19 protein-coding genes are annotated in these 21,544 nt (G+C 56.8%); 1 reads left to right on the top strand and 18 read right to left on the bottom strand.

Annotated features, from left to right (window positions below; all coding sequences use genetic code 11):
• The first annotated feature begins 86 nt into the window (after positions 1–86).
• The gene (rpmB, locus tag NST08_RS09920; protein ID WP_007129659.1) at positions 87–275 is read left to right on the top strand and encodes a 50S ribosomal protein L28; all 189 of its coding nucleotides are present in this window, start codon (positions 87–89) and stop codon (positions 273–275) included.
• 532 nt (positions 276–807) lie between these two features.
• Here rpmB and spoVM read toward each other — a convergent pair.
• The 18 genes from spoVM to NST08_RS09830 all read right to left on the bottom strand — a co-directional run bounded on the left by spoVM (position 808) and on the right by NST08_RS09830 (position 21,499).
• Positions 808–888 (bottom strand): stage V sporulation protein SpoVM, encoded by an 81-nt coding sequence (gene spoVM, locus NST08_RS09915; RefSeq protein ID WP_034273235.1) that lies wholly within the window; start codon positions 886–888, stop codon positions 808–810.
• 161 nt (positions 889–1,049) lie between these two features.
• Complete coding sequence (rpe, locus tag NST08_RS09910; RefSeq protein WP_007129658.1) at positions 1,050–1,709, bottom strand: ribulose-phosphate 3-epimerase; 660 nt, start codon at positions 1,707–1,709, stop codon at positions 1,050–1,052.
• Positions 1,710–1,714: 5 nt separating this feature from the next.
• Positions 1,715–2,623: a ribosome small subunit-dependent GTPase A gene (gene rsgA / locus NST08_RS09905; protein ID WP_007129657.1), complete on the bottom strand. Its 909-nt coding sequence runs from the start codon at positions 2,621–2,623 to the stop codon at positions 1,715–1,717.
• A 97-nt stretch (positions 2,624–2,720) separates the two neighbouring features.
• Positions 2,721–4,874 carry a Stk1 family PASTA domain-containing Ser/Thr kinase gene (pknB, locus tag NST08_RS09900; RefSeq protein ID WP_007129656.1) on the bottom strand — a complete coding sequence of 718 codons (2,154 nt, stop codon included), beginning with the start codon at positions 4,872–4,874 and terminating at the stop codon, positions 2,721–2,723.
• The gene (locus NST08_RS09895; protein ID WP_007129655.1) at positions 4,871–5,647 is read right to left on the bottom strand and encodes a Stp1/IreP family PP2C-type Ser/Thr phosphatase; all 777 of its coding nucleotides are present in this window, start codon (positions 5,645–5,647) and stop codon (positions 4,871–4,873) included. Before NST08_RS09895 ends, pknB begins: the two co-directional genes overlap by 4 nt.
• A gap of 6 nt (positions 5,648–5,653) precedes the next feature.
• Complete coding sequence (gene rlmN / locus NST08_RS09890) at positions 5,654–6,694, bottom strand: 23S rRNA (adenine(2503)-C(2))-methyltransferase RlmN (protein ID WP_007129654.1); 1,041 nt, start codon at positions 6,692–6,694, stop codon at positions 5,654–5,656.
• 158 nt (positions 6,695–6,852) lie between these two features.
• Positions 6,853–8,217, bottom strand: a complete 1,365-nt coding sequence (gene rsmB, locus NST08_RS09885) for a 16S rRNA (cytosine(967)-C(5))-methyltransferase RsmB (protein ID WP_007129653.1) — start codon at positions 8,215–8,217, stop codon at positions 6,853–6,855.
• Positions 8,214–9,155 (bottom strand): methionyl-tRNA formyltransferase, encoded by a 942-nt coding sequence (gene fmt / locus NST08_RS09880; protein ID WP_007129652.1) that lies wholly within the window; start codon positions 9,153–9,155, stop codon positions 8,214–8,216. Before fmt ends, rsmB begins: the two co-directional genes overlap by 4 nt.
• Complete coding sequence (gene def, locus NST08_RS09875; protein ID WP_007129651.1) at positions 9,152–9,646, bottom strand: peptide deformylase; 495 nt, start codon at positions 9,644–9,646, stop codon at positions 9,152–9,154. Before def ends, fmt begins: the two co-directional genes overlap by 4 nt.
• 43 nt (positions 9,647–9,689) lie before the next feature.
• Positions 9,690–12,218 (bottom strand): primosomal protein N', encoded by a 2,529-nt coding sequence (gene priA, locus NST08_RS09870; RefSeq protein WP_341033919.1) that lies wholly within the window; start codon positions 12,216–12,218, stop codon positions 9,690–9,692.
• Positions 12,218–13,501: a bifunctional phosphopantothenoylcysteine decarboxylase/phosphopantothenate--cysteine ligase CoaBC gene (gene coaBC, locus NST08_RS09865; RefSeq protein WP_007129649.1), complete on the bottom strand. Its 1,284-nt coding sequence runs from the start codon at positions 13,499–13,501 to the stop codon at positions 12,218–12,220. The genes priA and coaBC overlap by 1 nt, the downstream gene beginning before the upstream one ends.
• Before the next feature lie 126 nt (positions 13,502–13,627).
• On the bottom strand, positions 13,628–13,828 hold the full coding sequence (gene rpoZ, locus NST08_RS09860; RefSeq protein ID WP_007129648.1) for a DNA-directed RNA polymerase subunit omega: 201 nt from the start codon (positions 13,826–13,828) through the stop codon (positions 13,628–13,630).
• 60 nt (positions 13,829–13,888) lie between these two features.
• Entirely contained in the window at positions 13,889–14,461 is a 573-nt protein-coding gene (gene gmk, locus NST08_RS09855) for a guanylate kinase (RefSeq protein ID WP_007129647.1), read from the bottom strand.
• A 13-nt stretch (positions 14,462–14,474) separates the two neighbouring features.
• Entirely contained in the window at positions 14,475–14,735 is a 261-nt protein-coding gene (remA, locus tag NST08_RS09850) for an extracellular matrix/biofilm regulator RemA (RefSeq protein ID WP_006209218.1), read from the bottom strand.
• A 52-nt stretch (positions 14,736–14,787) separates the two neighbouring features.
• Positions 14,788–15,675: a YicC/YloC family endoribonuclease gene (locus NST08_RS09845; protein ID WP_028405229.1), complete on the bottom strand. Its 888-nt coding sequence runs from the start codon at positions 15,673–15,675 to the stop codon at positions 14,788–14,790.
• Between the two features lie 38 nt (positions 15,676–15,713).
• A complete protein-coding gene (locus NST08_RS09840; RefSeq protein ID WP_341033920.1) occupies positions 15,714–17,585 on the bottom strand; it encodes a bifunctional homocysteine S-methyltransferase/methylenetetrahydrofolate reductase in 1,872 nt (623 codons plus the stop codon).
• A gap of 211 nt (positions 17,586–17,796) precedes the next feature.
• A complete protein-coding gene (gene dapF / locus NST08_RS09835) occupies positions 17,797–18,633 on the bottom strand; it encodes a diaminopimelate epimerase (protein WP_007129644.1) in 837 nt (278 codons plus the stop codon).
• Positions 18,634–18,709: 76 nt separating this feature from the next.
• Complete coding sequence (locus tag NST08_RS09830; RefSeq protein WP_007129643.1) at positions 18,710–21,499, bottom strand: calcium-translocating P-type ATPase, SERCA-type; 2,790 nt, start codon at positions 21,497–21,499, stop codon at positions 18,710–18,712.
• Positions 21,500–21,544: the final 45 nt, after the last annotated feature.

Below are 21,544 nucleotides of genomic sequence, written 5' to 3'. Positions count from 1 at the left end.
TAGGGCAGTTGACGCGGCAATTTTTACTGTGATATTATATTTAAGTATTGTTTCATGCAGGGTTTAGGAACAAGGAGGTGTAATTGATGGCTCGCAAATGTTATGTAACTGGCAAGAAACCAAGCAGCGGTAACCATGTTTCCCATGCTAATAACCACAACAAGCGTACTTGGGGCGTTAACGTTCAGAAGGTTCGCATCCTCGTGGATGGCAAGCCTAAGCGTGTATACGTCAGCACTCGCGCATTGAAATCCGGTAAAGTGACTCGCGTATAATCATCTCATGTTATATGAAGAAAAACTTCTGTAATCTCCAAGGCGCTCCAAAGATATGGGCGGCATCGGGACAAGGAAGTTTTTCTTGCGTTTACGATACATATATGCTCCTAAACAAAAAGCACCTTCAGCGGATCGCAGGTGCTTTTTTTAGTGGGAGAAAGCAGCTCCTCCCCGTCTGTATCGCGAAATCCCCGTTAGCAAGCCTTCAGCGGCAAAGATAAGCGAATGCCCTTAATGCCGGGTCTTCCGAAAGATATGCATTCTGTTCTGTATGCAAGAAAAACTTCCGGTTTAGGTACGGGCTCCATATGGCGTTCATTATGTCCTGGGCCTCTTTAACCGCGCATAAGAAGCTAAGGCCGGCCCGCTGCCAAGCCTGCACTCCTTTGCGCCGCGCAAGAACAGCCCCTTAAGCTGCAGTATGTCTTGTTCGCTCGGGCACTTCCATCGGTTTGCATCCTGCCTGTTCCCCTACCGGCATGGCGCGGCCGTCCCGGGCGGAGGTTTTGTGTTACGCCGGGACAAGCTGTCAGCTCTTGTGAAACGTGTTGAGAATCGCCTTCACAAAACCTCCCAGAAACTTCGGCAGCTTGAACGTATAGAATTTCATGTCTCACCCTCCCCATCATTCTCATGCCTTCCTAGACTATGTTATGCACCAAGCCCATAGATGTGAACACAGACAAAAAAGGCTACATGAGAACCCAGCTCATGTAACCATATTTATGCGGAAATTCTCCGCCCTATGACATTCGGACTGCCGCTTCCGGATTAAGATGTTGCGCTGTTCCGGATTCGGGCAATCGCCTCGGCCCGGTCGGCCTTGCCGAATACCGCGCTTCCCGCCACCAGCACATCCGCACCCGCGCCCGCTACCAGCGGCGCCGTCTCCGCCGTGATGCCGCCGTCCACTTCGATATGAAGGGAAGACAGGCCGAGTTCATTGGCGCGTGCCCGCAGCTGCGAGATTTTGCCTACCGTCCGTTCGATAAAGGCTTGTCCGCCAAAGCCCGGATTGACGGTCATGACCAGCACGAGGTCGAGATCCGGAAGAATTTCCTCCAGAACATGCGCCGGTGTGGCCGGGTTAATGGCAACCCCAGCTTTTACCCCCTGCTCCTTGATTAGGTGAACGACGCGGTGAAGATGCGGACAGGCTTCGGCATGAACCGTGATCAAATCCGCTCCGGCCTTGGCAAAATCGGCAACGTAGCGCTCCGGCTGCTCAATCATCAAATGCACGTCGAGCGTCAGCGTCGTATGCGGCCGGATCGCCTGAACGATCGGTGGCCCGAGCGTAATATTGGGAACAAAATGGCCGTCCATGACGTCCACATGAATCCAGTCCGCTCCGGCTGCCTCCGCCTCCCTGATTTCGGACCCTAGCTTGGCAAAATCGGCCGACAATATCGATGGCGCTATTTTAATCATATCGCTTAATACCTCCGCTTCTTGTCTTTCATCTCCGTAAAAAACTCCACATAGTGCTCGTAGCGGCCGGCTTGGATGGTTCCATCCTCTACGGCCTGGATCACCCGGCAGCCTGGCTCATGCAGATGGCTGCAGCCTCTGAATTTGCATTCCGCCGCATGCGGAGCGAATTCCCGGAAGCAGCTGGACAGTTCCTCGACGCCAAGCTCCAGAAAGTCCAGCTGGCTAAAGCCCGGCGTATCCGCTACATACCCGCCGTTATCCAGCTCGATCAGTTCGACGTGCCGCGTCGTATGGCGGCCGCGCCCGAGGCGCAGGCTGATTTCGCTCGTTTCCAGCGCCAGCCCCGGCATCAGGGCATTGAGCAAAGTCGACTTGCCGACCCCGGATTGCCCCGAGAACACGCTGATCTCGCCTGCCAGGCGATCCTTCACCTGCTGGACGCCAATGCCTTGGAGCGAGCTGGTGATCATCACCTCGTAGCCGATCTCTTCGTACATCCGCTTCACCTTTTCCGCGGATTCGTCCGAAGCGTCCGTCAGATCCTGCTTGGTCAGAACGATGACGGCGTCAAGCCCCGCATGCTCAATATGCACGAGGAACTTGTCCAGCAGGAGCAGGTTCAGATCCGGCTCCTTAACCGAAAACAAGAGCACCGCCAAGTCGACATTAGCGACAGGCGGGCGAATTAATTCGGAAGACCGTGGAAGAATTTCATCCACGGTCCCCTCTCCATTCTCAGTCAATGAATACATGACGCGGTCTCCAACGAGCGGAGAGATGCCTCTCTTTTTGAAAATGCCGCGGGCTCTGCATTGAACCGCTTGGTCCTCCCCGGATATCAACTGGTTATCTCGCAATGGTTTCACATAGTAATATCCGCTTAGTGCCTTCACGATCAGTCCCTCGAGCATAAAATAGGCCTCACCTTTCTTGTTGAAATTTGGATGTATTTCATTTGGTTTTCACGATGGTATATTCCAGACCGGCTGCTATCGAATAACCGTTTGATCATTCATTGCCCTTGCCCCGGCCATGACCATTTCCATTGCCGTTGCCCGGCTCCCACTCGTAAGCGGAATCGTCTTCCGCGTCCGAGCCTTCCTCACCGCCATCGGTTCCTTCGGTGCCTTCATCCGGATTCGTATCAACCTGCATATCCGGCGGTAAAGGCGGCTGTTCCATCGTCGGCTGCGGCACGGTTCCGTTCTTGACGTCGCTGTAGCTGACGCTGTACGTTTCCACCTGACGGCCATCCCGGAAAATTTGGACGGTTGCGTGCTTATCCGGTGCGAGCAGCAGCTTCACCGATACCCATTCCGAGGTCGTAATCGTTTTGTTTACGGCCTCTTGGTTGTCGCCCAGCGCGTCCGAGAACACGATGCGAATTTTGCTCTCCTGCCCTTCGTAAGCCGGAGAAATCGGAACGCTGTAATTGTATTCCAGCGCCTCGGGCGGATAGCCGGAGCTGACGAAAAATGTAATTTTCTCCCCAGGGGCGACTTCTGCGTTCGCCTCGTAAGGCCACTGCTCCATCACGATGCCCTGTTTGACTTCGAAGCTCGGTTTTTGCTTGACCGCATCAACGACCAGGCCCCGCGATTCGATCGCATCTCTGGCCTGCTCTTCGGTCATGCCGACGAGAGCCGGCATCTTGACAAATTTTTTGCCTTTGCTGACGACCAGACTGACTGCGGCCTTATCAGGATCGAGGTCCGTATCGGGAGATGGATTTTGGCTGATGATCATACCCGCTTCGATCTCGTCATGGTTTTCTTCAGACTTATTTATTGCCTCAGCGGCAATGCCCAACGCGGTCAAAGCCTCGACGGCTTGCTCATACGTTTTCCCGCTAAGGTTCGGCATTTTCTCAAGCGGCTTCGCCGCCCCTACGGACAACTGAATCGGAGAGTCTTTCTTCACCTTCGTGCCCTCCGGCTTACTCTGGTCAAATACTTCGCCTTCCGTAACGTTCGGCTTGTATTCGCGGATCACTTCCGGATCCACCGTCAATCCTTCGCCCTCCAGCGTCCGGATGGCTTCCTCCTCGGTCATGCCAATTACCCCAGGTACAGTAACCTCCGGAACCTCAAGCATGTTGTTCACATACATGACCACACCGGCCATGATTCCCAGGAACAGCAGCACCGAAGCGACGATGACCGTCGGCTTCACCCATTTCTTCTTCGGCTTGCCCGGCGTCCGGTCCTCATCATCATCCTCTTCGTCATCCTCATCCGGCTCATCGTCCGGATGATGGCTGCTGCGCTGCATCGTCTTGAGTGCCGGCATCACCCGCGTGGAATCCTCGTCCTCCTCGAACTCCATCTTCGGCTCGTTCAAGCGGGAAGGCAGAAGGCAAGTCTCCAGGTCAGCCATCATTTCTTGAGCGGACTGGTAGCGCTCCTCCGGATTTTTGCGCATCGATTTCAGAATGACGTTCTCCACGCTTTGCGGAATGAGCGGATTGACCTCCCGCGGCTCGTCGAACTCCTCCTGCAGATGCTTCAGCGCAACGCTGATCGGACTCTCGCCGAGAAACGGCAGACGGGCGGTCAGCATTTGATATAACACGATACCTAAGGAATATAAATCCGATTTTTCACCCGTCACGACGCCTTTGGCGTGCTCGGGCGAAAAATAATGCACGGATCCGACAACCGATCCGGTTTGCGTAATCGTCGTCGACGTCACGGCCCGGGCAATCCCGAAATCGGTCACCTTCACCCGTCCGTTCCGTCCGATCAGAATGTTATGCGGCTTGATGTCCCGATGAATAATCTGGTTATGATGGGCATGATCCAGCGCATCACAGATCTGGGTGGCGATCCGCACTGCTTCGTCCACCTGCAGCGGCGCCCGCTCTTTAATGATCTCGTTCAAATTCTGACCTTCGATATATTCCATGACGATATAGTGCACGTCTTCCTCTTGGCCGACATCGTAAATGCTGACCACATTGGAATGGGACAGCGATGCGGCCGATTGCGCCTCGCGCCGGAATCTGCGAATAAATTCCTCGTCATGGACGAACTGCTGGCGCAGCACCTTGATCGCTACATTCCGGTTCAGCAGGATATCCTGAGCCTTGTAGACGAGCGCCATGCCGCCTCCGCCGATGCGTTCTATAATTTTGTAACGACCAGCCAATTCATGCCCGATCATGAATCCCACCCCTTTTTACGTTGCCCGACAACCTCTTCTTGATGCTCAAACATAGCGACTGTAATGTTGTCCTCGCCGCCGGCGAGAAGCGCCAGTTGAAGCAGGCGATCCGCCCGTTCCTCCAGAGGAAGGTCAAGGGAGCCGGAAATTTGACCAATCAGGTCGCGGCTTACCCGGTTGCTGAGTCCATCGCTGCACAGAAGCAGCACTTCGCCGTCCGAAATGGATACCGGCGTAAGCTCAACCGTCACATCCTCATCCGTTCCGAGCGCACGGCTCAGCACATTTTTTCGGGGATGGGTCTCCAGCTGATCTTCGGTGATCTGTCCGCTTTTATACAGCTCGTTCACCAGTGTGTGATCATCCGTAAGGCGCGTCACTTGCCCGGAAGCAACCTTATAAGCTCTGCTGTCCCCGATGTGCCCGATATAGCCTTCGGAGCCGCTGAGCAGCACCGCTACAATCGTCGTGCCCATATTGTGAAGCCGCTCATCGGACGAAGCCTCTTGATAGATCACTTCGTTGGCATGCAGAATCGCATCCCCGAGGGCGGCACGAATCCCTTCCAAAGGAATCCCCGGCTCGAGGGAGGATAAATCCGCGGCTACCGTATCGACCGCAAGCCGGCTGGCCGTGTCGCCTGCCAAATGGCCTCCCATGCCGTCAGCGACCACACCCAGCGTATAACCGTGCTCCAGCGTGCTCACAAACACAGAATCTTCATTGACAGGACGAACGCGTCCGACATGGCTGACATGAACCGTTCTGATCAAAGCTTCTCACCTCAACTCCATATGCTTGGCCCGGAGCTGTCCGCAAGCGGCAGCGATATCGTGGCCTTGTTCACGACGGATGGTCACATTGACCCCCTTGTCTGCTAACGCACGTTGAAACTTGAAAATGTCATTGCGCGATGTTCGAACGTATTTGCGTTCCGGCACATGGTTGACCGGAATCAGGTTGACGAAGCAGTTCATATCCTTGATGACGTCCGCCAGCTCCTCGGCATGCTCGACCTGGTCGTTCACGCCGCCGATCAGCGCGTACTCAAACGTAATGCGCCGTCCGGTCTTGGCCTGATAGAAGCGCAGCGCTTCAATGACGTCGTCGAACGGGAAGCGGCGGTTAACCGGCATCAGCTTCGAGCGCAGCTTATCGTTCGGCGCATGAATCGAAATCGCCAGATTGATCTGCGTATCCTCTTCGGCGAATTTATAAATGTTCGGCACGATGCCGCTCGTCGACACGGTAATGTGGCGCTGTCCGATGTTCAGTCCTTTCTCGTGAATCATCGTGCGCAAAAACTTCATCGTTGCATCATAGTTCTCGAACGGCTCGCCCGAGCCCATAATCACGATGCTGGAGACGCGCTCGCCCGTCTTGTCCAGAATTTTCTGCGCCTGAACCACCTGGGCGACGATCTCCCCGGACGTCAGGTTCCGCTTCAGGCCGCCCAGCGTCGATGCGCAGAACGTGCAGCCGATCCGGCAGCCCACCTGCGTCGTAACACAAATGCTGTTGCCGTAGTTGTGCTTCATGATGACCGTTTCAATCGCATGATCATCATGAAGGCCGAACAGAAATTTGACCGTGCCGTCCTTCGACTCAAGCTTGGTAATCTCCGTCAAGGTTACAAAGCTGAACGACGCATCCAGCTTCGAGCGAAGCTCCTTGGAGAGATTCGTCATCTCCTCGAAGGAATCGACGCGCTTAACGTACAGCCAATCGTAAATCTGGGAGCCGCGAAACGCGGGCTCGCCTTGCTCCTGGGCCCATGCCTGAAGCTCTTCCAACGAAAAATCGTATATAAAGGGTTTCATTTCACCACACCTGTCTATTTCATTCATATGCAACTCTTTTTTCATTCTTCCTATTTTACCATAAATAAAAGAGACGGTAAAAGAGAAAACCCGCCGGAGAGCACGGCGGGCGGGATACGGCTGCAGGGCCTCTTGCCGGGCTGGCGCGCGGGTTCGTTTTAGCGTCTTCGCAGTCTTGCGATGTAGAAGCCGTCGCTATGATAGTGCTGCGGCAGAATCTGAATGCCGCCGCCGCGGACAAGCGCGTTGTCCTTGAGCCGGGACAGGCTGCCCGTTTCATCGAGCTCGAATTCGGGATGACGGTTCACGAAGGACGTCACCACGCCTTCATTCTCCTGCGGCTCGATCGTGCAGGTGCTGTAGACCAGCACCCCGCCGGGGCGAAGCAATGCCGAGACGGAATCCAGCAGCCTTGACTGCAGCGCCGCGATCTCGCGGATATCCTCCTCCGTCTTCCCCCATTTCAGGTCGGGCTTCCGGCGGATCACGCCCAGCCCCGAGCACGGGGCATCCAGCAGAATCCGGTCAAAGGAAGCCGGCTCGAACCGGGCGGGGAGCTCAATCGCATCGCCCGTTACCGTTCGGATGCAGTCCAGCCCCAGCCGGGCCGCCTGATCTGCGATCAGCTTGCCTTTGTGGGAATGGATGTCGTTCGCTACAATGGAGCCTTCGTCCTTCATCAATTCCCCCATGTGGGCGCTTTTCCCCCCAGGGGCGGCACAGCAGTCCAGCACCCGCATGCCGGGCTCCGGACCGACCGCTTCGGCGACCAGCATCGAGCTTTCATCCTGGATGGAGATCATGCCTTCACGATACCAGTCGGTCAGGGCCATATTGCCGGCGCCCTTCACGACGATGCCGTACGGGCTAAGGGAGGATGGGGCGGCCTGCAAGCCGTGGCCCTCCATCTCCTTCAGCATCTCCTCCCGGCTGATCATCGTCGTATTTACTCTGACGCTGACCGCCGGCGGTTCATTGTTGGCCGAGCAGATCGCCTCCGCCGTCTCCCGGCCATATTGGGAAATCCAGCGCTCGACCAGCCACTCCGGGTGCGAATGCTGAAGCGAGATCCGCTTCGCGGCCGGCAGATCGGCAGGGATCGCCAAGCTTTCCTTCTGGCGCAGTATATTTCTGAGCACGCCGTTGACCATCCCGGAGATGCCCTGGTGCCCCCGGCGCTTCGCCAGATTGACCGCTTCGCTCACCACCGCATGATCCGGGATTCGGTCCAGGTAGATAATCTGGTACAGGCTCAGCCGCAGCAAGGCCCTCACCCAAGGCTGGAGCTTGCGGGTGCCTTTATTCACATACTTGTCCAAAAAATAATCCAGCGTGTTCAGCCGGGAAATCGTCCCGTAGATCAGCTCTGTGGCCAGACCCGCATCGCTCTTGGACAGGGCTGCTTTCTGCAAAGCGGTGTTGAGCAGAAGGTTGCTGTACGCTCCCTCCTGCTCAACCTGTGTCAGCACATGCATCGCCAGCTCCCGCGGCGACGCCGGACGTCCCTTCGGGCTGCCGCTCACGTCAGCACCGTCCCCGGCGCAAGGCTCGTCCCCCGCGCGAATTGGGCTGCGTCCATCGCCTTCTTGCCGCTTGGCTGCACCGTCAATAGGGTCAACACGCCGTCGCCGGTCTTGACCACAATGCCGTTCTCACTAACTTCCAGTACGGTTCCAGGCTCTCCATCGCCCTTGCCTTGGTCGCCTTTATCCGGCTTGGCGCAGGCCCACACCTTGAACACGTCCCCGTTCCACAGCGTGAAGCCGCCCGAATACGGAACCAGGCCGCGGATTTGATCATAGATTTGACGGGAGGTTTTCGACCAATCGATCTTTTCGTCCTCCCGGGTCAGGTTCGGTGCATAGGTCGCCTTGGACTCGTCCTGCGGCTCGGCCGCAACCTTGCCTTGAACCAAAGTCGGCAGCTGCTCCTTCAGCAGTCTCGCGCCGGCTATGCTCAGCTTGTCGAACATCGTCCCGGCCGTATCTTCATCCTCGATCGGAACCTCGACTTTGGCGATCATATCGCCGGTATCCAGCCCTTCAGCCATGTACATCAGCGTGATGCCCGTAACCTTCTCGCCGTTGATTATGCTGCGCTGAATCGGCGCGCCTCCCCGGTAAGCCGGGAGCAGCGAGCCGTGCACGTTAAGGCAGCCGAGCGGCGGCAAATCGAGCACCGATTTCGGCAAAATTTGGCCGTACGCCGCCGTAACGATCAGATCCGGCTTATACTCCGCCAGCTCCGCTACAGCCTCAGGGTTCCGCAAGCGCTGCGGCTGCAGCACCGGGATGCCGTGGCGAAGCGCGGCTTCCTTGACCGGCGTCGGCGTCAGCACCTTTTTGCGGCCTTGGGGACGATCCGGCTGGGTAACGACGGCTGCGACGTTATACCCTTCCTCGATCAGCATCTCAAGGCTCGGTACGGCAAATGCAGGGGTTCCCATAAATACGATATTCATCGGTTTTCCAGCTCTTTTCTCGGCTGCTCCGGCGTATATTCATACACCCGTTCGGCGATATCGGTAAACAACACCCCGTTCAGATGATCAATCTCATGCTGGAACGCGCGAGCCAAAAGCCCGGTTCCGGTCACGACGAGCTCATTGCCTTCCCGGTCCAGTCCTTTGACGGTAACCTTCTCCGCGCGGCGCACATCCCCGTTCCAGCCCGGAATGCTGAGGCAGCCTTCAGGACCGAACTGTTCGCCTTCGCTCTCGATGATTTCCGGGTTGATCATCTTGATCAATCCATGCTCATCGCCTGCGTCCACAACGATCAGCCGTTTCAGAATGCCGACCTGGGGAGCTGCCAAGCCGACGCCGTCCGCGTCATACATCGTATCGGCCATGTCGTCCAGCAGCTTCTGAACGTTCGGCGTAATTTTCGTAATTTCTTTAGCTCTTTTATGAAGAACCTCATCCGGTTCCTTTACGATCAAGCGAATTGCCATCTCAACGACACCATCCTTGTGCTTTTCATCAGTATATGCGGGTTTACATTAACATTTGCGGATCGACATCAATGCTGATCTGAAGCGTACTGTCCCGAGCCGAGTCCTGAAGCTGCTCGGCCACGGACCGCGTCAGCGAGACGGCGTCCATCGTTCCCCGCCATTTTATCATACATTGAAATCGGTATCTATTTTTAAGCCTTGGGATCGGCGAAGCCACCGGTCCGAGAATGTCGAGCGCGCTTGCGTCGAAGCGGTCCAGGCTCCCGAACCACCCGCGCCGGTCGGCTTCGGCCTTGATCCCCGCGGCAAAATTTTCAGCCATGCGCACGAGCAGCGGCAGCTGCTCATGGGACAGCGTCACCAGAATAAGCCTGCAGTAAGGCGGATAATGAAGCGCTTTGCGGTGCTTCAGCTCGTCCTTGACGAAGGATAAATAATCATGACCGCTTGCATGAACGATCGAATAATGCTCCGGTGTGTAGGACTGTATGACCACCTCGCCCGGCAGCTGATGCCGACCCGCGCGTCCGGCAACCTGCGTAAGCAGCTGGAACGTTTTCTCCGCCGCCCGGAAATCGGGCAGATTCAGCGCGGAATCGGCGGTTATGACGCCAACCAGCGTCACATCGGGAAAATCGAGCCCCTTTGCTACCATTTGGGTGCCAAGCAGCACGTCGGCTTTCTTCTCCCTAAACTGCTTCAGCAGCTTCTCGTGCGAGCCTTTCTCGGTCGTTGTGTCCACGTCCATGCGGATAACGCGAATGCCGGGAAAGAGCTTAGCCAGCTCTTCCTCCACGCGCTGCGTGCCCGTTCCGAAGTAGCGGATATGCTCGCTGCCGCAATCCGGGCACACTTCCGGCGTCTTGGCGGCATATCCGCAGTAATGACACCGCAGATTGTTCGATTTCTGGTGATACGTCAGCGAGATGTCGCACTCCGGACAGCCCGCCACATATCCGCAGCTCCGGCACATCACGAAGGTGGAGTATCCCCGCCGGTTCAGGAGCAGCACCGTCTGCTCTCCCCGTTCAAGTCGACCGGCAATCGCCTCGTGCAGCGGCCGGCTGAACATGGAGCGATTGCCTTCGCGAAGCTCTTCGCGCATGTCGATCACGCGGACCGCCGGCAGCTTGTTCCCGAGCGCCCGGGCCCGCATTTCCAGCAGAACCGGGGCAAATTCATCCTGCGCCTGCGATCTCGCCGCATGATAGCTCTCCAGCGAAGGCGTCGCCGAGCCCAGAATGACGGCGGCGCCGGTGCGACGGGCCCTGTGGATCGCCACGTCTCTCGCATGGTATTTCGGCGTTTCCTCCTGTTTATAGGAAGTTTCGTGCTCCTCGTCCATGATGATGAGTCCGAGATTATCGAACGGAGCAAACACCGCGGATCTTGCCCCGACCACGACCGAAGCCCGGCCTTCCCGGATTTTGCGCCACTCGTCGTAGCGCTCCCCGTCCGAGAGGCGGCTATGCATGACGGCTACACGGTCTCCGAAGCGCCCCTTGAAGCGCTCGACCATCTGCGGCGTCAACGAAATTTCAGGCACCAGGACGATCGCCTGGCGCCCCTGATCGAGGCATCTGGCAATCGTCTGAAGGTAGATTTCCGTCTTGCCGCTGCCGGTTACCCCGTGCAGCAGGAACACGCCGTGCGCACGCTCATCCAGCGTACGAACAATTCTGTCGTAAACATGCTGCTGCTCGGACGTCAGCGCCAGCGGCTCGCTCGGCTTGAAATTCCGTCCCCGGTAAGGGTCGCGGAACACCTCCACATCCTCCAGCGTGACCCAGCCCTTATCGGCAAGCGACTTGACCGTCCCCGCCGTAACGCCAAGCGTCTGCAGCAGGTCTTTCAGCGGGAGCGGCAGGAAGGGCTCCATTTCAAGCAAATGCTGCAGAATCTCCTTCTGCCTCCGAGCCTTTGCCGGAAACGAAGCCAGGATCCCTTCCGCCTCCTCTGCCGTAACGGCAAGACCAACCGCCTTCAATGTTTTCTTCTGCAATTTATCTTTAATCTGCTGATGCTCGCTCAGCCTTCCGCGTTCAATCAGCCCCTTGATGGCTTGGGCGGCATCCGGGAACGCGCGGGTGAGCTGCTGCAGGGACACTTCGCCCCGCTGGGATACAAAAGCGATCAGCTGCTGCTCCAGCTCACTCTCCGGCAGCAGCGCAAACAGGCTGTCCGGCTGCTCGGCTTCCAGCCCGCTGCCGTCCCCAAGCGAGATATACCTTTCCGCTTTCCCCTTCAGTGCCGTCGGGAGCATGGATTGCAGCGCCGTAATCAGCCGGCAGGCGTAGCGCTCCTTCATCCATTCGCCAAGCTCGATCAGCTCTGGCGACAGGGGCGGCATAACGTCCAATATTTCCTGGATCGGCTTCATCTTCGACGTCTCCATTTCCGGACGCGGATGAAGGGATACGACGAAGCCCTGCAGCGTCCGGTGGCCGAATGGGACGCCGACCCTGCTGCCGACCTCGATCCATGGACGGAGCCGCTCCGGAATCAAATAGTCGAATGGACGGTCCGTATCCTTGGACGGCACGTCCACAATAACCCGTGCCATTTCCATTAAGAAAACCTCCCGGACAGCCGCTCGGCCGCCAGCGTCAGCAGCCGCCGGCCCACTTCCTCCTTGGACATGAGCGGAAGCCGCTCGACGAGCCCCTCTGCGTCATAAATCTGGACGAGGTTGGTGTCCGTGCCGAATCCCGCGCCCGCTGCCGTGACGTCATTGGCTACGAGCAAATCGCAATTTTTCCGCTTCAGCTTCTCTCTGGCATACTGCTCTACGGAGTCGGTTTCGGCTGCAAAGCCGATCAGGAATTGGGTCGTCTTTCGGCGTCCCAAATTCTCCAAAATATCCGTTGTCTTCACCAGCTCCAGCGTCATCGTATCGCCGCGCTTCTTGATTTTGGACGAAGCCGCCTCCCGTGGACGGTAATCGGCAACGGCCGCCGCCTTTACCACGATATCGCTGTCAGGAAACGCGCGCAGCACCGCCTGGTACATATCCTCCGCGGATTCCACCCTTTCCGTCTCGATCCCTTCGGGCGGCGCCTCGTCGGTATGAGCAGCGATCAAATGGACCTCGGCTCCAAGCTCTTTCGCGGCTTTGGCAATCGCAAATCCCATTTTGCCGGAAGAATCATTCGTAATATATCGGACCGGATCAATCCGCTCGATCGTGCCGCCCGCCGTAACGACGACTTTCTTGCCGCTCAGCAAGCCATGCGATCCGTTCGCTGCATGGTCGGCTGAAGACCCGGGCATTCCGTCAACCCTTAAGGATGGGCCGCCCTGCTTGTCCTGTTCTTGGAAAAAACGCTCCACGACCTCCACGATCGTATCCGGCTCCTCCATCCTTCCCTTGCCGACATAGCCGCAAGCCAGAAGCCCTTCGCCCGGCTCGATCATGCCAACGCCGCGGGAAGCCAGCGTCTCCAAATTTGCCATAACCGCCGGATGCGTATACATATGGACGTTCATCGCCGGCGAGATCATGACAGGCGCCGTCGTGGCGAGCAGCGTCGTTGTCAGCATATCGTCCGCCAGGCCGTGGGCCATCTTGCCGATCACGTTGGCCGTCGCCGGCGCAACGAGGAAGAGGTCCGCCATATCGGCGAGATGGATATGCGAAACGACCGAAGGATCCCTCTCGTCGAAGGTATCGGAATATACCGGGTTTTTGGTCAGGGATTGGAGCGTCAATTCCGTAATGAACTGCTTCGCGGACTCCGTCATTATGACATGCACGTCCGCTCCCCTTTGAACAAGCCGGCTGCACAGCGTGGCCGCTTTATAAGCGGCAATGCCGCCGGTTACGCCAAGGACGATGACTTTCCCGTTCAACATGACAATTCCCCCGCTTTCGATTGGTCTGAAGGTACCCTATCATCGCTCCCGCAAAAAAATAACAACCTTTCGGTTGTCACATTTTTTTGCGCGAACGCATTCCTATTCAGATGTAGGAGAAGCCGTTTAAGCTTCTTCCCGTTCAATCTTCACATAATCGCCGTAGATTTCCTCAAGCGCAACGCCTACGAATTTATGTGATTTCGGATTTTGGAGTTCGCTCGGTTGACCCTCGCGGAGCTGACGTGCACGGCGGGAAGCCGCAACAACGAGCGAGTACTTGCTGTCGACTTTGTTCATCATTTCATCAATGGATGGGTATAACATAGCTCTAACACCTCTTCTTTCTATACTAGAAATCTCGCAGCCGATATGGGCTGGCAAGATTTATTTTCTCACTTTACAATGCTCGGCTATAATAATAGCTTCTATTCTCTCGCATGCGAGATTAATCTCGTCATTTACGACCGCATAGTCATAATGCTGAAGCAAATTGATCTCATCGACGGCAACGGACATGCGATGCTCGATGGTTGCCTGGTTTTCCGTGCCTCGGCCCTGAATTCGGTCCTTCAGCTCCTCAAGCGACGGCGGCATCAGGAACACAAAGATTCCGTCCGGAAATTTCTCCTTCACCTTCAGAGCGCCCTGGACCTCAATCTCCAGGATGATGTCTTTGCCCTGGGCGAGCGTCTCCTCCACGAAATCCCGCGGAGTACCATAGTAGTTCCCGACATATTCCGCATACTCCAGAAGCTGATCGTTCTCAATCATCTCCATGAACTGCTCGCGGGTTTTGAAAAAATAGTTTACGCCGTTTACCTCGCCGAGGCGAGGCGAACGTGTCGTGGCCGACACGGAATAGACCAATTCCGGAACACGGCTCCGAAGAGCGGTGCAGACGGTTCCCTTCCCTACCCCGGATGGACCGGATAATACAATCAATAATCCTCTAGACATAGTACTCCTCATCTTATTCGTCGTTGTCGTCATCTTTGCTGGATAGACGGTGCGCCACGGTTTCTGGCTGCACGGCCGATAAAATCACGTGGTCGCTGTCGGTAATAATAACAGCCCGCGTTCTTCGGCCGTATGTAGCGTCAATCAGCATATGACGGTCCCGTGCTTCTTGGATAATTCTCTTGATCGGCGCCGATTCAGGGCTCACGATCGAAATGATCCGATTGGCCGATACGATGTTTCCGAAGCCAATATTAATAAGTTTGATTGCCATAGTGCGACTGCTCCCCCTATACATTTGACTCTATTTGCCGATTAAGCCGAGTTCATTCCACGTTGGCGGCTTGTTCACGAATCTTCTCCAGTTCCGCTTTCATTTCGACAACACGGTTTACCAGAGTCAGATGATTGGCCTTCGATCCAATCGTATTGACTTCTCGGTTCATTTCCTGAATCAGAAAATCAAGTTTGCGGCCAACAGGGCCTTTCTGATTAAGCAATTCCCTGCATTGCTCCAAATGGCTGCGAAGACGGATCAGCTCCTCCTCGACGTTGCAGCGTTCGGCAAACAAAGCCACTTCCATACCGAATATATGTTCATCAACGGCAAGCGACCCGTCATCGAGCGACTCAATGCGCTGTCTCAGACGCTTCCGGTATTCCTCCGGCACTTCGGGCGCCAGCTCGGCCATTTCGCTGTGAAGCGATTCAAGACGGCCAAGCCGCTCCTCGATGTCCTTCACCAGGAATGCCCCTTCCTTGCTCCGCATCTGCACCAAGCCGTCAAGCGCCTTGTTGAGACCTTGAAGAAGCGCATCATGCCACTCCTGCTGCTGCGCTTCATCCATTGGAAGCCCCCCGGGACTGACGAGGACATCCGGCAGGGACAGCATGTCGCGTACCGTCAATTCTCCTTGAATACCGTAAGGTTTCAATTCCTCTGCAGCCTGCAAGTATGCTTTGACCATGGCATGATTCAGCACCGCATCCGGGGACTCGCCGTTATTTTCCTTGTTAATGTAAACATCAACCCGTCCGCGGCCGATCCGGGTCTGCACGGCCCTCCGAAGCGAATCCTCAAAGCGGGACCATTCACGAGGCATTCTGAACACGACTTCACAATACCTGTGATTGACCGACTTCACTTCTATTGACACATGATACCCTTGAAAATCGACGGCGGACTGTCCATATCCGGTCATACTCAATGACATCGGAATCACATCCATTACACTATTGTAATTGATAATTATTAATGAAACAAGGGGGACAGTCGGCGGCCCGATATCTCCCAGACGTACTCCATTAATTGCACGCTCATTTCGTAGAACATAAACGGCGTCATCAGGTAAATGCCGTTGAAATGCTTGGTTGCGACATCCAGCAGCTCCTTGCCGATTTGGACGCCCATCGCTCGTCCGGCTTCCCCTTCCAGCCCTGCCATGCGGCTGCGTACTTCATCGGACAACTGAATGCCCGGCACCTCATTGTGCAGATACTCTGCGTTCCGTCCGCTGGCCAGCGGCATAATGCCGATAAAAATCGGGATATCCAGATGAGCGGTTGCTTCTCTTAGCCGAACGATCAGCTCCGGATCATATACCGGCTGCGTCATTACATAGTCCGCGCCGGACGCAATCTTCTTCTCCAGGCGCGCAACCGCCTTATCCAAATGGCGCACATTCGGATTAAACGCAGCCCCGACAACGAACTTGGCTTTTTGCTTCAAGGGCTTGCCGGAGAAGGCGATGCCTTCGTTCAGCTGCTTGATCATCCGAATGATCTCGAACGAGGTCATATCGTAAACCGAGCTCGAGCCCGGAAGGTCGCCGAAACGGGCCGGGTCGCCCGTAACTGCAAGCACATGGTCGATGCCAAGCGCGTCAAAGCCCATCATATGGGATTGGGTCCCGATCAGGTTCCGGTCGCGGCAGGCGATATGAATCAACGGCCGAAGGCCGATTCTGGCTTGTACAAGATGCCCCAGCGCCATGTTGCTCATCCGGGTGACCGCGAGGGAGTTGTCGGCTAGCGTCAGCGCATCCGCTCCCGCGTTCTTCAGCGCCTCGGCCCCCTTCATAAACTTCGTGATGTCGAGGTCGCGCGGCGGATCCAGCTCCACAATGACGGTGTGACGTTCCTTCACAAGATCGACGAGGGAAGGCTCGGAAGAGCGCTCCGGCTGATTGCCTTCCGCAGGCTCCTGAATCACGATCCGGTTGATTTCGGCCGGTTCAACCTCCGGCAGAGGCGATGGCACGTAACCGGATAACGTCGAAGCGATCTCCGCGATATGAGCCGGCGTCGTTCCGCAGCATCCGCCGATAATCCGGGCGCCGAGGTCCGCGAACGGCACCGCCATTTGACCGAAATACTCAGGGCTGGCGCCGTAACGGAATTCCCCGTCCACGTAATCGGCGATCCCAGCATTAGGATAGACCGATGCCGGCAGATTCATAACCCCGCTTAGCGTTTCCAATGCGCGCATGATCCCGTTCGGTCCCGTCCGGCAGTTGAAACCGATCACGTCGGCTCCTTCCTGGCTGAGAATCCGGTAAGCGTCCTGCATCGAGAAGCCGTCGAGCGTCCGGGCGATATTCTCGACCGCGAACTGGCAAATGACGGGCAGGTCGGTCAGCTTGCGGACCTGCTGCAGCGCCAGCTGGATTTCTTCGACATCATAGAAGGTTTCCAGCAGGATGCCGTCGACGCCCTCGGATAATAGAACGCTGAGCTGCTCCTCAAAGTACCGCTTCAGCTCGCCAGTCGATATGTTGCTTCTGCGGCCGGCCCGAATGGAGCCAACAGCGCCGACGACATAGCCGTCGCGGCCTGCGGCCTCGCGGGCAATGCGCACGCCTGCCCGGTTGATCTCCCCGACCTTGGACTCCAGGCCGTATTTGGACAGCTTGTCGTAGTTGGCCGAAAATGTATTCGTTTCGATCAACTGCGCGCCGGCGTCAACATACTGCCGGTGAACGTTTCCGATAACCTCCGGAGAGGTCAGGTTCAGCTCCTCATATGATATCCCTACGGGGAACCCTAGTTGATATAGATAGGTACCTATGGCGCCGTCCCCGATCAGTACCTGATTCTCCCACGCCTGCCTTAGATCCGGTTTCACTGTGCCTTCCCTCCACCTGACTAATATTTTCACTAATGTATCACAAAACCTTCCTAAAGATAAAGAGACAAAGAGGAGACCCGTTCAGGTCTCCTTCAGGTCTCCTTCTTGTAATTCCAGGCAATGGACAGATAATGCCGCAAATACCGGTATATCCAGTTCGATCTAACGATTCCGATATCAACGCTTCAGCAGCCTTTCAGGAATCATATTACAGGACAACGGTTCCTGTATACACAACTTCGGCAGGCCCGGTCATATATACGTGATTGTCACGCTCATCCCATTCGATGAACAAGTCTCCCCCTTTAAGGGAAATGGTCGCGCTGCGGTCAGCCGCACCGTTCAGGACGGAGGCTACAAGCGTGGCGCAGGCGCCGGTGCCGCAAGCAAGCGTTGGTCCTGCCCCGCGCTCCCATACCCGCATATCGATCTGATTCCGGGAGTTGACCGTCGCGAATTCGACGTTCGTCTTCCGCGGGAACAGCGGGTGAACCTCCAGCTTCGGCCCCCAGGTGCCGAGATCGAAGCTGACAGCGTCGTCTACGTAGATTACGCAGTGCGGGTTCCCCATCGACACGGCCGTAAAGCGAAATTCCCGCCCGTCAACCTCGATCGGATGGTTCACCACCGGATGCTGATCCACCGTTGTCGGCACGCGAAGTCCATCCAGGATCGGCTCGCCCATATCGACCCGCACGCTGGCGACCCTTTCTGCCTCGACGGTAAGGCGCAGCTTCTGCACGCCCGCGCCCAGCGTCTCAATCGTCATCTCCGTGCGGTCGATCAGGCCATGATCGTAAACGTACTTCGCAACGCAGCGGATCGCGTTGCCGCATTGCTCCGCTTCGGATCCGTCGGAGTTCATGATCCGCATCGTGAAATCCGCCTTGGCTGAAGGCAATATATATACGAGTCCGTCCGCGCCGATGCCGAAGAAGCGGTCACACAGCTTCACAGCCAGCTCGGAGGCGTTCGAAGGCAATTCCTGTTCTCCGTACACGACAACGAAGTCGTTGCCGAGTCCGTGCATTTTTGTAAATTCCATCGTCAAACCCATCTCCTCTGCAATAGCAAAACTTGAGTTTAGCATATACTAGATCGGATGGGCTCACCCATTGACTTTATGCCGAAATATTTGCACTCTTCGGCATCATGCTGCGGCGGCTGCGGTTGCGGTTTCTTCGTCCACCCCATACGCTGCCGGCTCCCATCAGGAAGGTCGGGATTCCGGCGGCGACAAGCACCAGCGCCCATTCCTTCAGTCCGAGCGGAACCGTCTTGAAGATCGGCTGGAATACCTCGATGTACATAACCCCCAGCATCAGAAGGATCGAAGAGAGCACTGCCAGTACCAGCGCTTTGTTTTGCAGCGGATTACGGTGGAAAATGGAGCGTGAGCTGCGGCAGTCGAACACGTGGATCAGCTGCGCCATCACAAGCGTGGCAAAGGCGACCGATTGGGCTTTCACCAAATCGTCTGGCGAGCCGGACAGCGTAATCCAGAAGGCTCCAAGCGTACAAAGGCCGATCAAAACGCCGCGGCTGATAATTTTCCAGCCGAGCCGGCGGGCGAAAATGTTCTCCTTGGCCCCTCTCGGCTTGTGCTCCATCAGGTCCTTCTCCGGCTGGTCCACGCCAAGCGCCATCGCTGGAAGCCCGTCGGTCACGAGGTTTACCCATAGAATCTGAATCGGCACGAGCGGAAGCGGCAGGCCAAGCATCATCGCGAAGAACATCGTCAGAATTTCCCCGACATTCGATGCCAGCAAATAGCGAATGAACTTGCGTATGTTCTCATAGATGCTCCGGCCTTCCTCTATGGCCGACACGATGGTCGAGAAGTTGTCGTCGCTGAGCACGAGCGATGAGGCTTCCTTGGTCACATCCGTGCCAGTGATGCCCATCGCGATGCCGATATCCGACGCCTTGATGGCCGGCGCATCATTGACCCCGTCGCCGGTCATCGCTACCACATGGCCCTTGCGCTGCAGCGATTTGACGATTCGGAGCTTATGCTCCGGGGATACGCGGGCGTAGACGAAGGTCTGGTCCACTTTGGCGTCCAGCTCCTTGTCATCCATCCGAGACAGCTCCTGCCCGGTCAAGGACAAGCCGTTCCTCGGCATGATGCCAAGCTGGCCGGCAATCGCTTCGGCGGTGGTCCTGTGGTCGCCGGTAATCATCACGGTCTTGATGCCCGCCCGGCGGCAGGTTGCAATCGCGTCGCGCACCTCGCGTCGAGGCGGATCGATCATCCCTGCCAATCCGACGAAGATCAGCTGGCCCTCCGCCTCCTTGTCCGTTTCCGGCTTGTCGTAAGGCCGGAGATCGCGGTATGCAAGGCCGAGCACCCGGAGCGCTTCGGAAGCCATGCCTTCGTTCGCGGCCAGCACCTTCTGGCGCAGCGTCGGTGTAAGCGGCACGACGTTTCCGTCCCATAAAATATACGTGCAGGCTTCAAGCAGCACATCCGGCGCGCCCTTCGTGCAGAGCAGGCGTCCCCCCTGATGGCTGACGATGACGGACATCAGCTTCCGTTCCGAATCGAACGGAAATTCCTTATCCCGCTGGTACACGGATGCCAAGCTTGCTTTGGTCAAACCCATCTTGGACGACAGGGTCAGCAGGGCGCCTTCGGTCGGGTCCCCTTTCAATTCCCAAGCGGAAGGGGCCGCAGGCTCCTCCTTGCCTTTGCGCTTGTTACGCGTATCTTGCTGTATAGTCTCGACGATTTCGGCGTTGTTGCACAGTCCCCCGATCTGCAGGAGCCGGCGCAGCGCCTGATCGGACCGCAGCTCGACCGGCTTGCCCTTATGGAGGATTTGTCCAGTCGGATCATAGCCTTGTCCGGTCACCTCCAAGATGCGGCCCCCAAGCCAGATCCGGGTGACGGTCATTTTATTCTGGGTCAGCGTGCCCGTCTTGTCGGAGCAGATGACGGAGGCGCAGCCAAGCGTCTCGACCGAAGGCAGCTTCCGCACAATGGCCTTGCGCTTGATCATCCGCTGGACGCCGAGCGCCAGGGCGATCGTTACGATGGCCGGAAGCCCCTCCGGAATGGCTGCAACCGCAAGGCTGACGCCTGCCAGGAACATGCCTGCCGCCGGCTGCCCGTGGAGGATGCCCGCCACGACGACCAGAACCGTGAGCGCGAGCGAAACGCCGATCAATATTTTCCCTAGCTGCTCCAAACGATGCTGCAGCGGCGTTTCCTGGGATTCGGTGCTCTGGATCAGATCGGCGATCTTGCCCATTTCGGTATCCATTCCAGTCCGGATGACAACGCCCTTGGCGGAACCGCGGGTGACCATCGTGCCCATAAAGCCGATATTTTTGCGGTCGCCAAGCGGCACATCCGCCTCGGGGATCGGCTCGGCATGCTTGTTCACCGGCATCGACTCCCCGGTTAATGCCGACTCCTCAACGCTGCAGCTGCTCGTCTCCAGCCAGCGGACGTCGGCCGGAATGCGGTCGCCGCTCTCCACCAGCACCACGTCTCCAGGCACCAGCTCCCTGGCCGCCAGATGCACCACTTTACCGTCCCGCAGCACTTTGGAGGACGGGGCGGACAGCTGCTTCAGAGCCCGCAGCGACCGCTCCGCTTTAAACTCTTGGACAAAACCGAGTATCCCGTTTATCAGTATAATCGCCACGATGGTTACGGCATCCAGATACTCCCCAAGCAATCCGGAGATCAGGGTCGCCCCAAGGAGCACGAGCACCATGAAATCCTTGAATTGGTTCAAAAACAGAACAAGCGGGGAAATTTTCGCCCCCTCGGAGAGCTCGTTATAACCGCTGGTTTTCCGTCTTTCCCCGGCTTCCTCTTCCGTGAGGCCCTGCTCCGGACGCAAATGCAGCACCTGCTGCAATTCATCCACATCCATCTGGTGCCATTGCTTTTGTTCCATGCTTCCTTTCCCTCCCGGTTGTTTTACGCAAGTTCCGGCGGATTG

The sequence above is a fragment of the Paenibacillus sp. FSL K6-1566 genome (genome assembly GCF_038050475.1).
GTDB classification, from domain to species: Bacteria; Bacillota; Bacilli; order Paenibacillales; family Paenibacillaceae; genus Paenibacillus_AQ; species Paenibacillus_AQ lactis.
The sequence above is the reverse complement of the archived record's forward strand: the minus strand, read 5'-3'. Positions and strand labels throughout refer to the sequence as shown.

What these genes read in the sequence shown, in the direction of transcription:
- rpmB (WP_007129659.1), top strand. Translation starts at nt 87, where the DNA reads ATGGCTCGCAAATGTTATGTAACTGGCAAGAAACCAAGCAGCGGTAAC.
- fmt (WP_007129652.1), bottom strand. Translation starts at nt 9,155, where the DNA reads ATGAATATCGTATTTATGGGAACCCCTGCATTTGCCGTACCGAGCCTT.
- rlmN (WP_007129654.1), bottom strand. Translation starts at nt 6,694, where the DNA reads ATGAAACCCTTTATATACGATTTTTCGTTGGAAGAGCTTCAGGCATGG.
- def (WP_007129651.1), bottom strand. Translation starts at nt 9,646, where the DNA reads ATGGCAATTCGCTTGATCGTAAAGGAACCGGATGAGGTTCTTCATAAA.
- rpe (WP_007129658.1), bottom strand. Translation starts at nt 1,709, where the DNA reads ATGATTAAAATAGCGCCATCGATATTGTCGGCCGATTTTGCCAAGCTA.
- coaBC (WP_007129649.1), bottom strand. Translation starts at nt 13,501, where the DNA reads ATGTTGAACGGGAAAGTCATCGTCCTTGGCGTAACCGGCGGCATTGCC.
- NST08_RS09830 (WP_007129643.1), bottom strand. Translation starts at nt 21,499, where the DNA reads ATGGAACAAAAGCAATGGCACCAGATGGATGTGGATGAATTGCAGCAG.
- rpoZ (WP_007129648.1), bottom strand. Translation starts at nt 13,828, where the DNA reads ATGTTATACCCATCCATTGATGAAATGATGAACAAAGTCGACAGCAAG.
- dapF (WP_007129644.1), bottom strand. Translation starts at nt 18,633, where the DNA reads ATGGAATTTACAAAAATGCACGGACTCGGCAACGACTTCGTTGTCGTG.
- spoVM (WP_034273235.1), bottom strand. Translation starts at nt 888, where the DNA reads ATGAAATTCTATACGTTCAAGCTGCCGAAGTTTCTGGGAGGTTTTGTG.
- gmk (WP_007129647.1), bottom strand. Translation starts at nt 14,461, where the DNA reads ATGTCTAGAGGATTATTGATTGTATTATCCGGTCCATCCGGGGTAGGG.
- rsgA (WP_007129657.1), bottom strand. Translation starts at nt 2,623, where the DNA reads ATGCTCGAGGGACTGATCGTGAAGGCACTAAGCGGATATTACTATGTG.
- remA (WP_006209218.1), bottom strand. Translation starts at nt 14,735, where the DNA reads ATGGCAATCAAACTTATTAATATTGGCTTCGGAAACATCGTATCGGCC.
- pknB (WP_007129656.1), bottom strand. Translation starts at nt 4,874, where the DNA reads ATGATCGGGCATGAATTGGCTGGTCGTTACAAAATTATAGAACGCATC.
- NST08_RS09845 (WP_028405229.1), bottom strand. Translation starts at nt 15,675, where the DNA reads ATGTCATTGAGTATGACCGGATATGGACAGTCCGCCGTCGATTTTCAA.
- priA (WP_341033919.1), bottom strand. Translation starts at nt 12,218, where the DNA reads ATGGAAATGGCACGGGTTATTGTGGACGTGCCGTCCAAGGATACGGAC.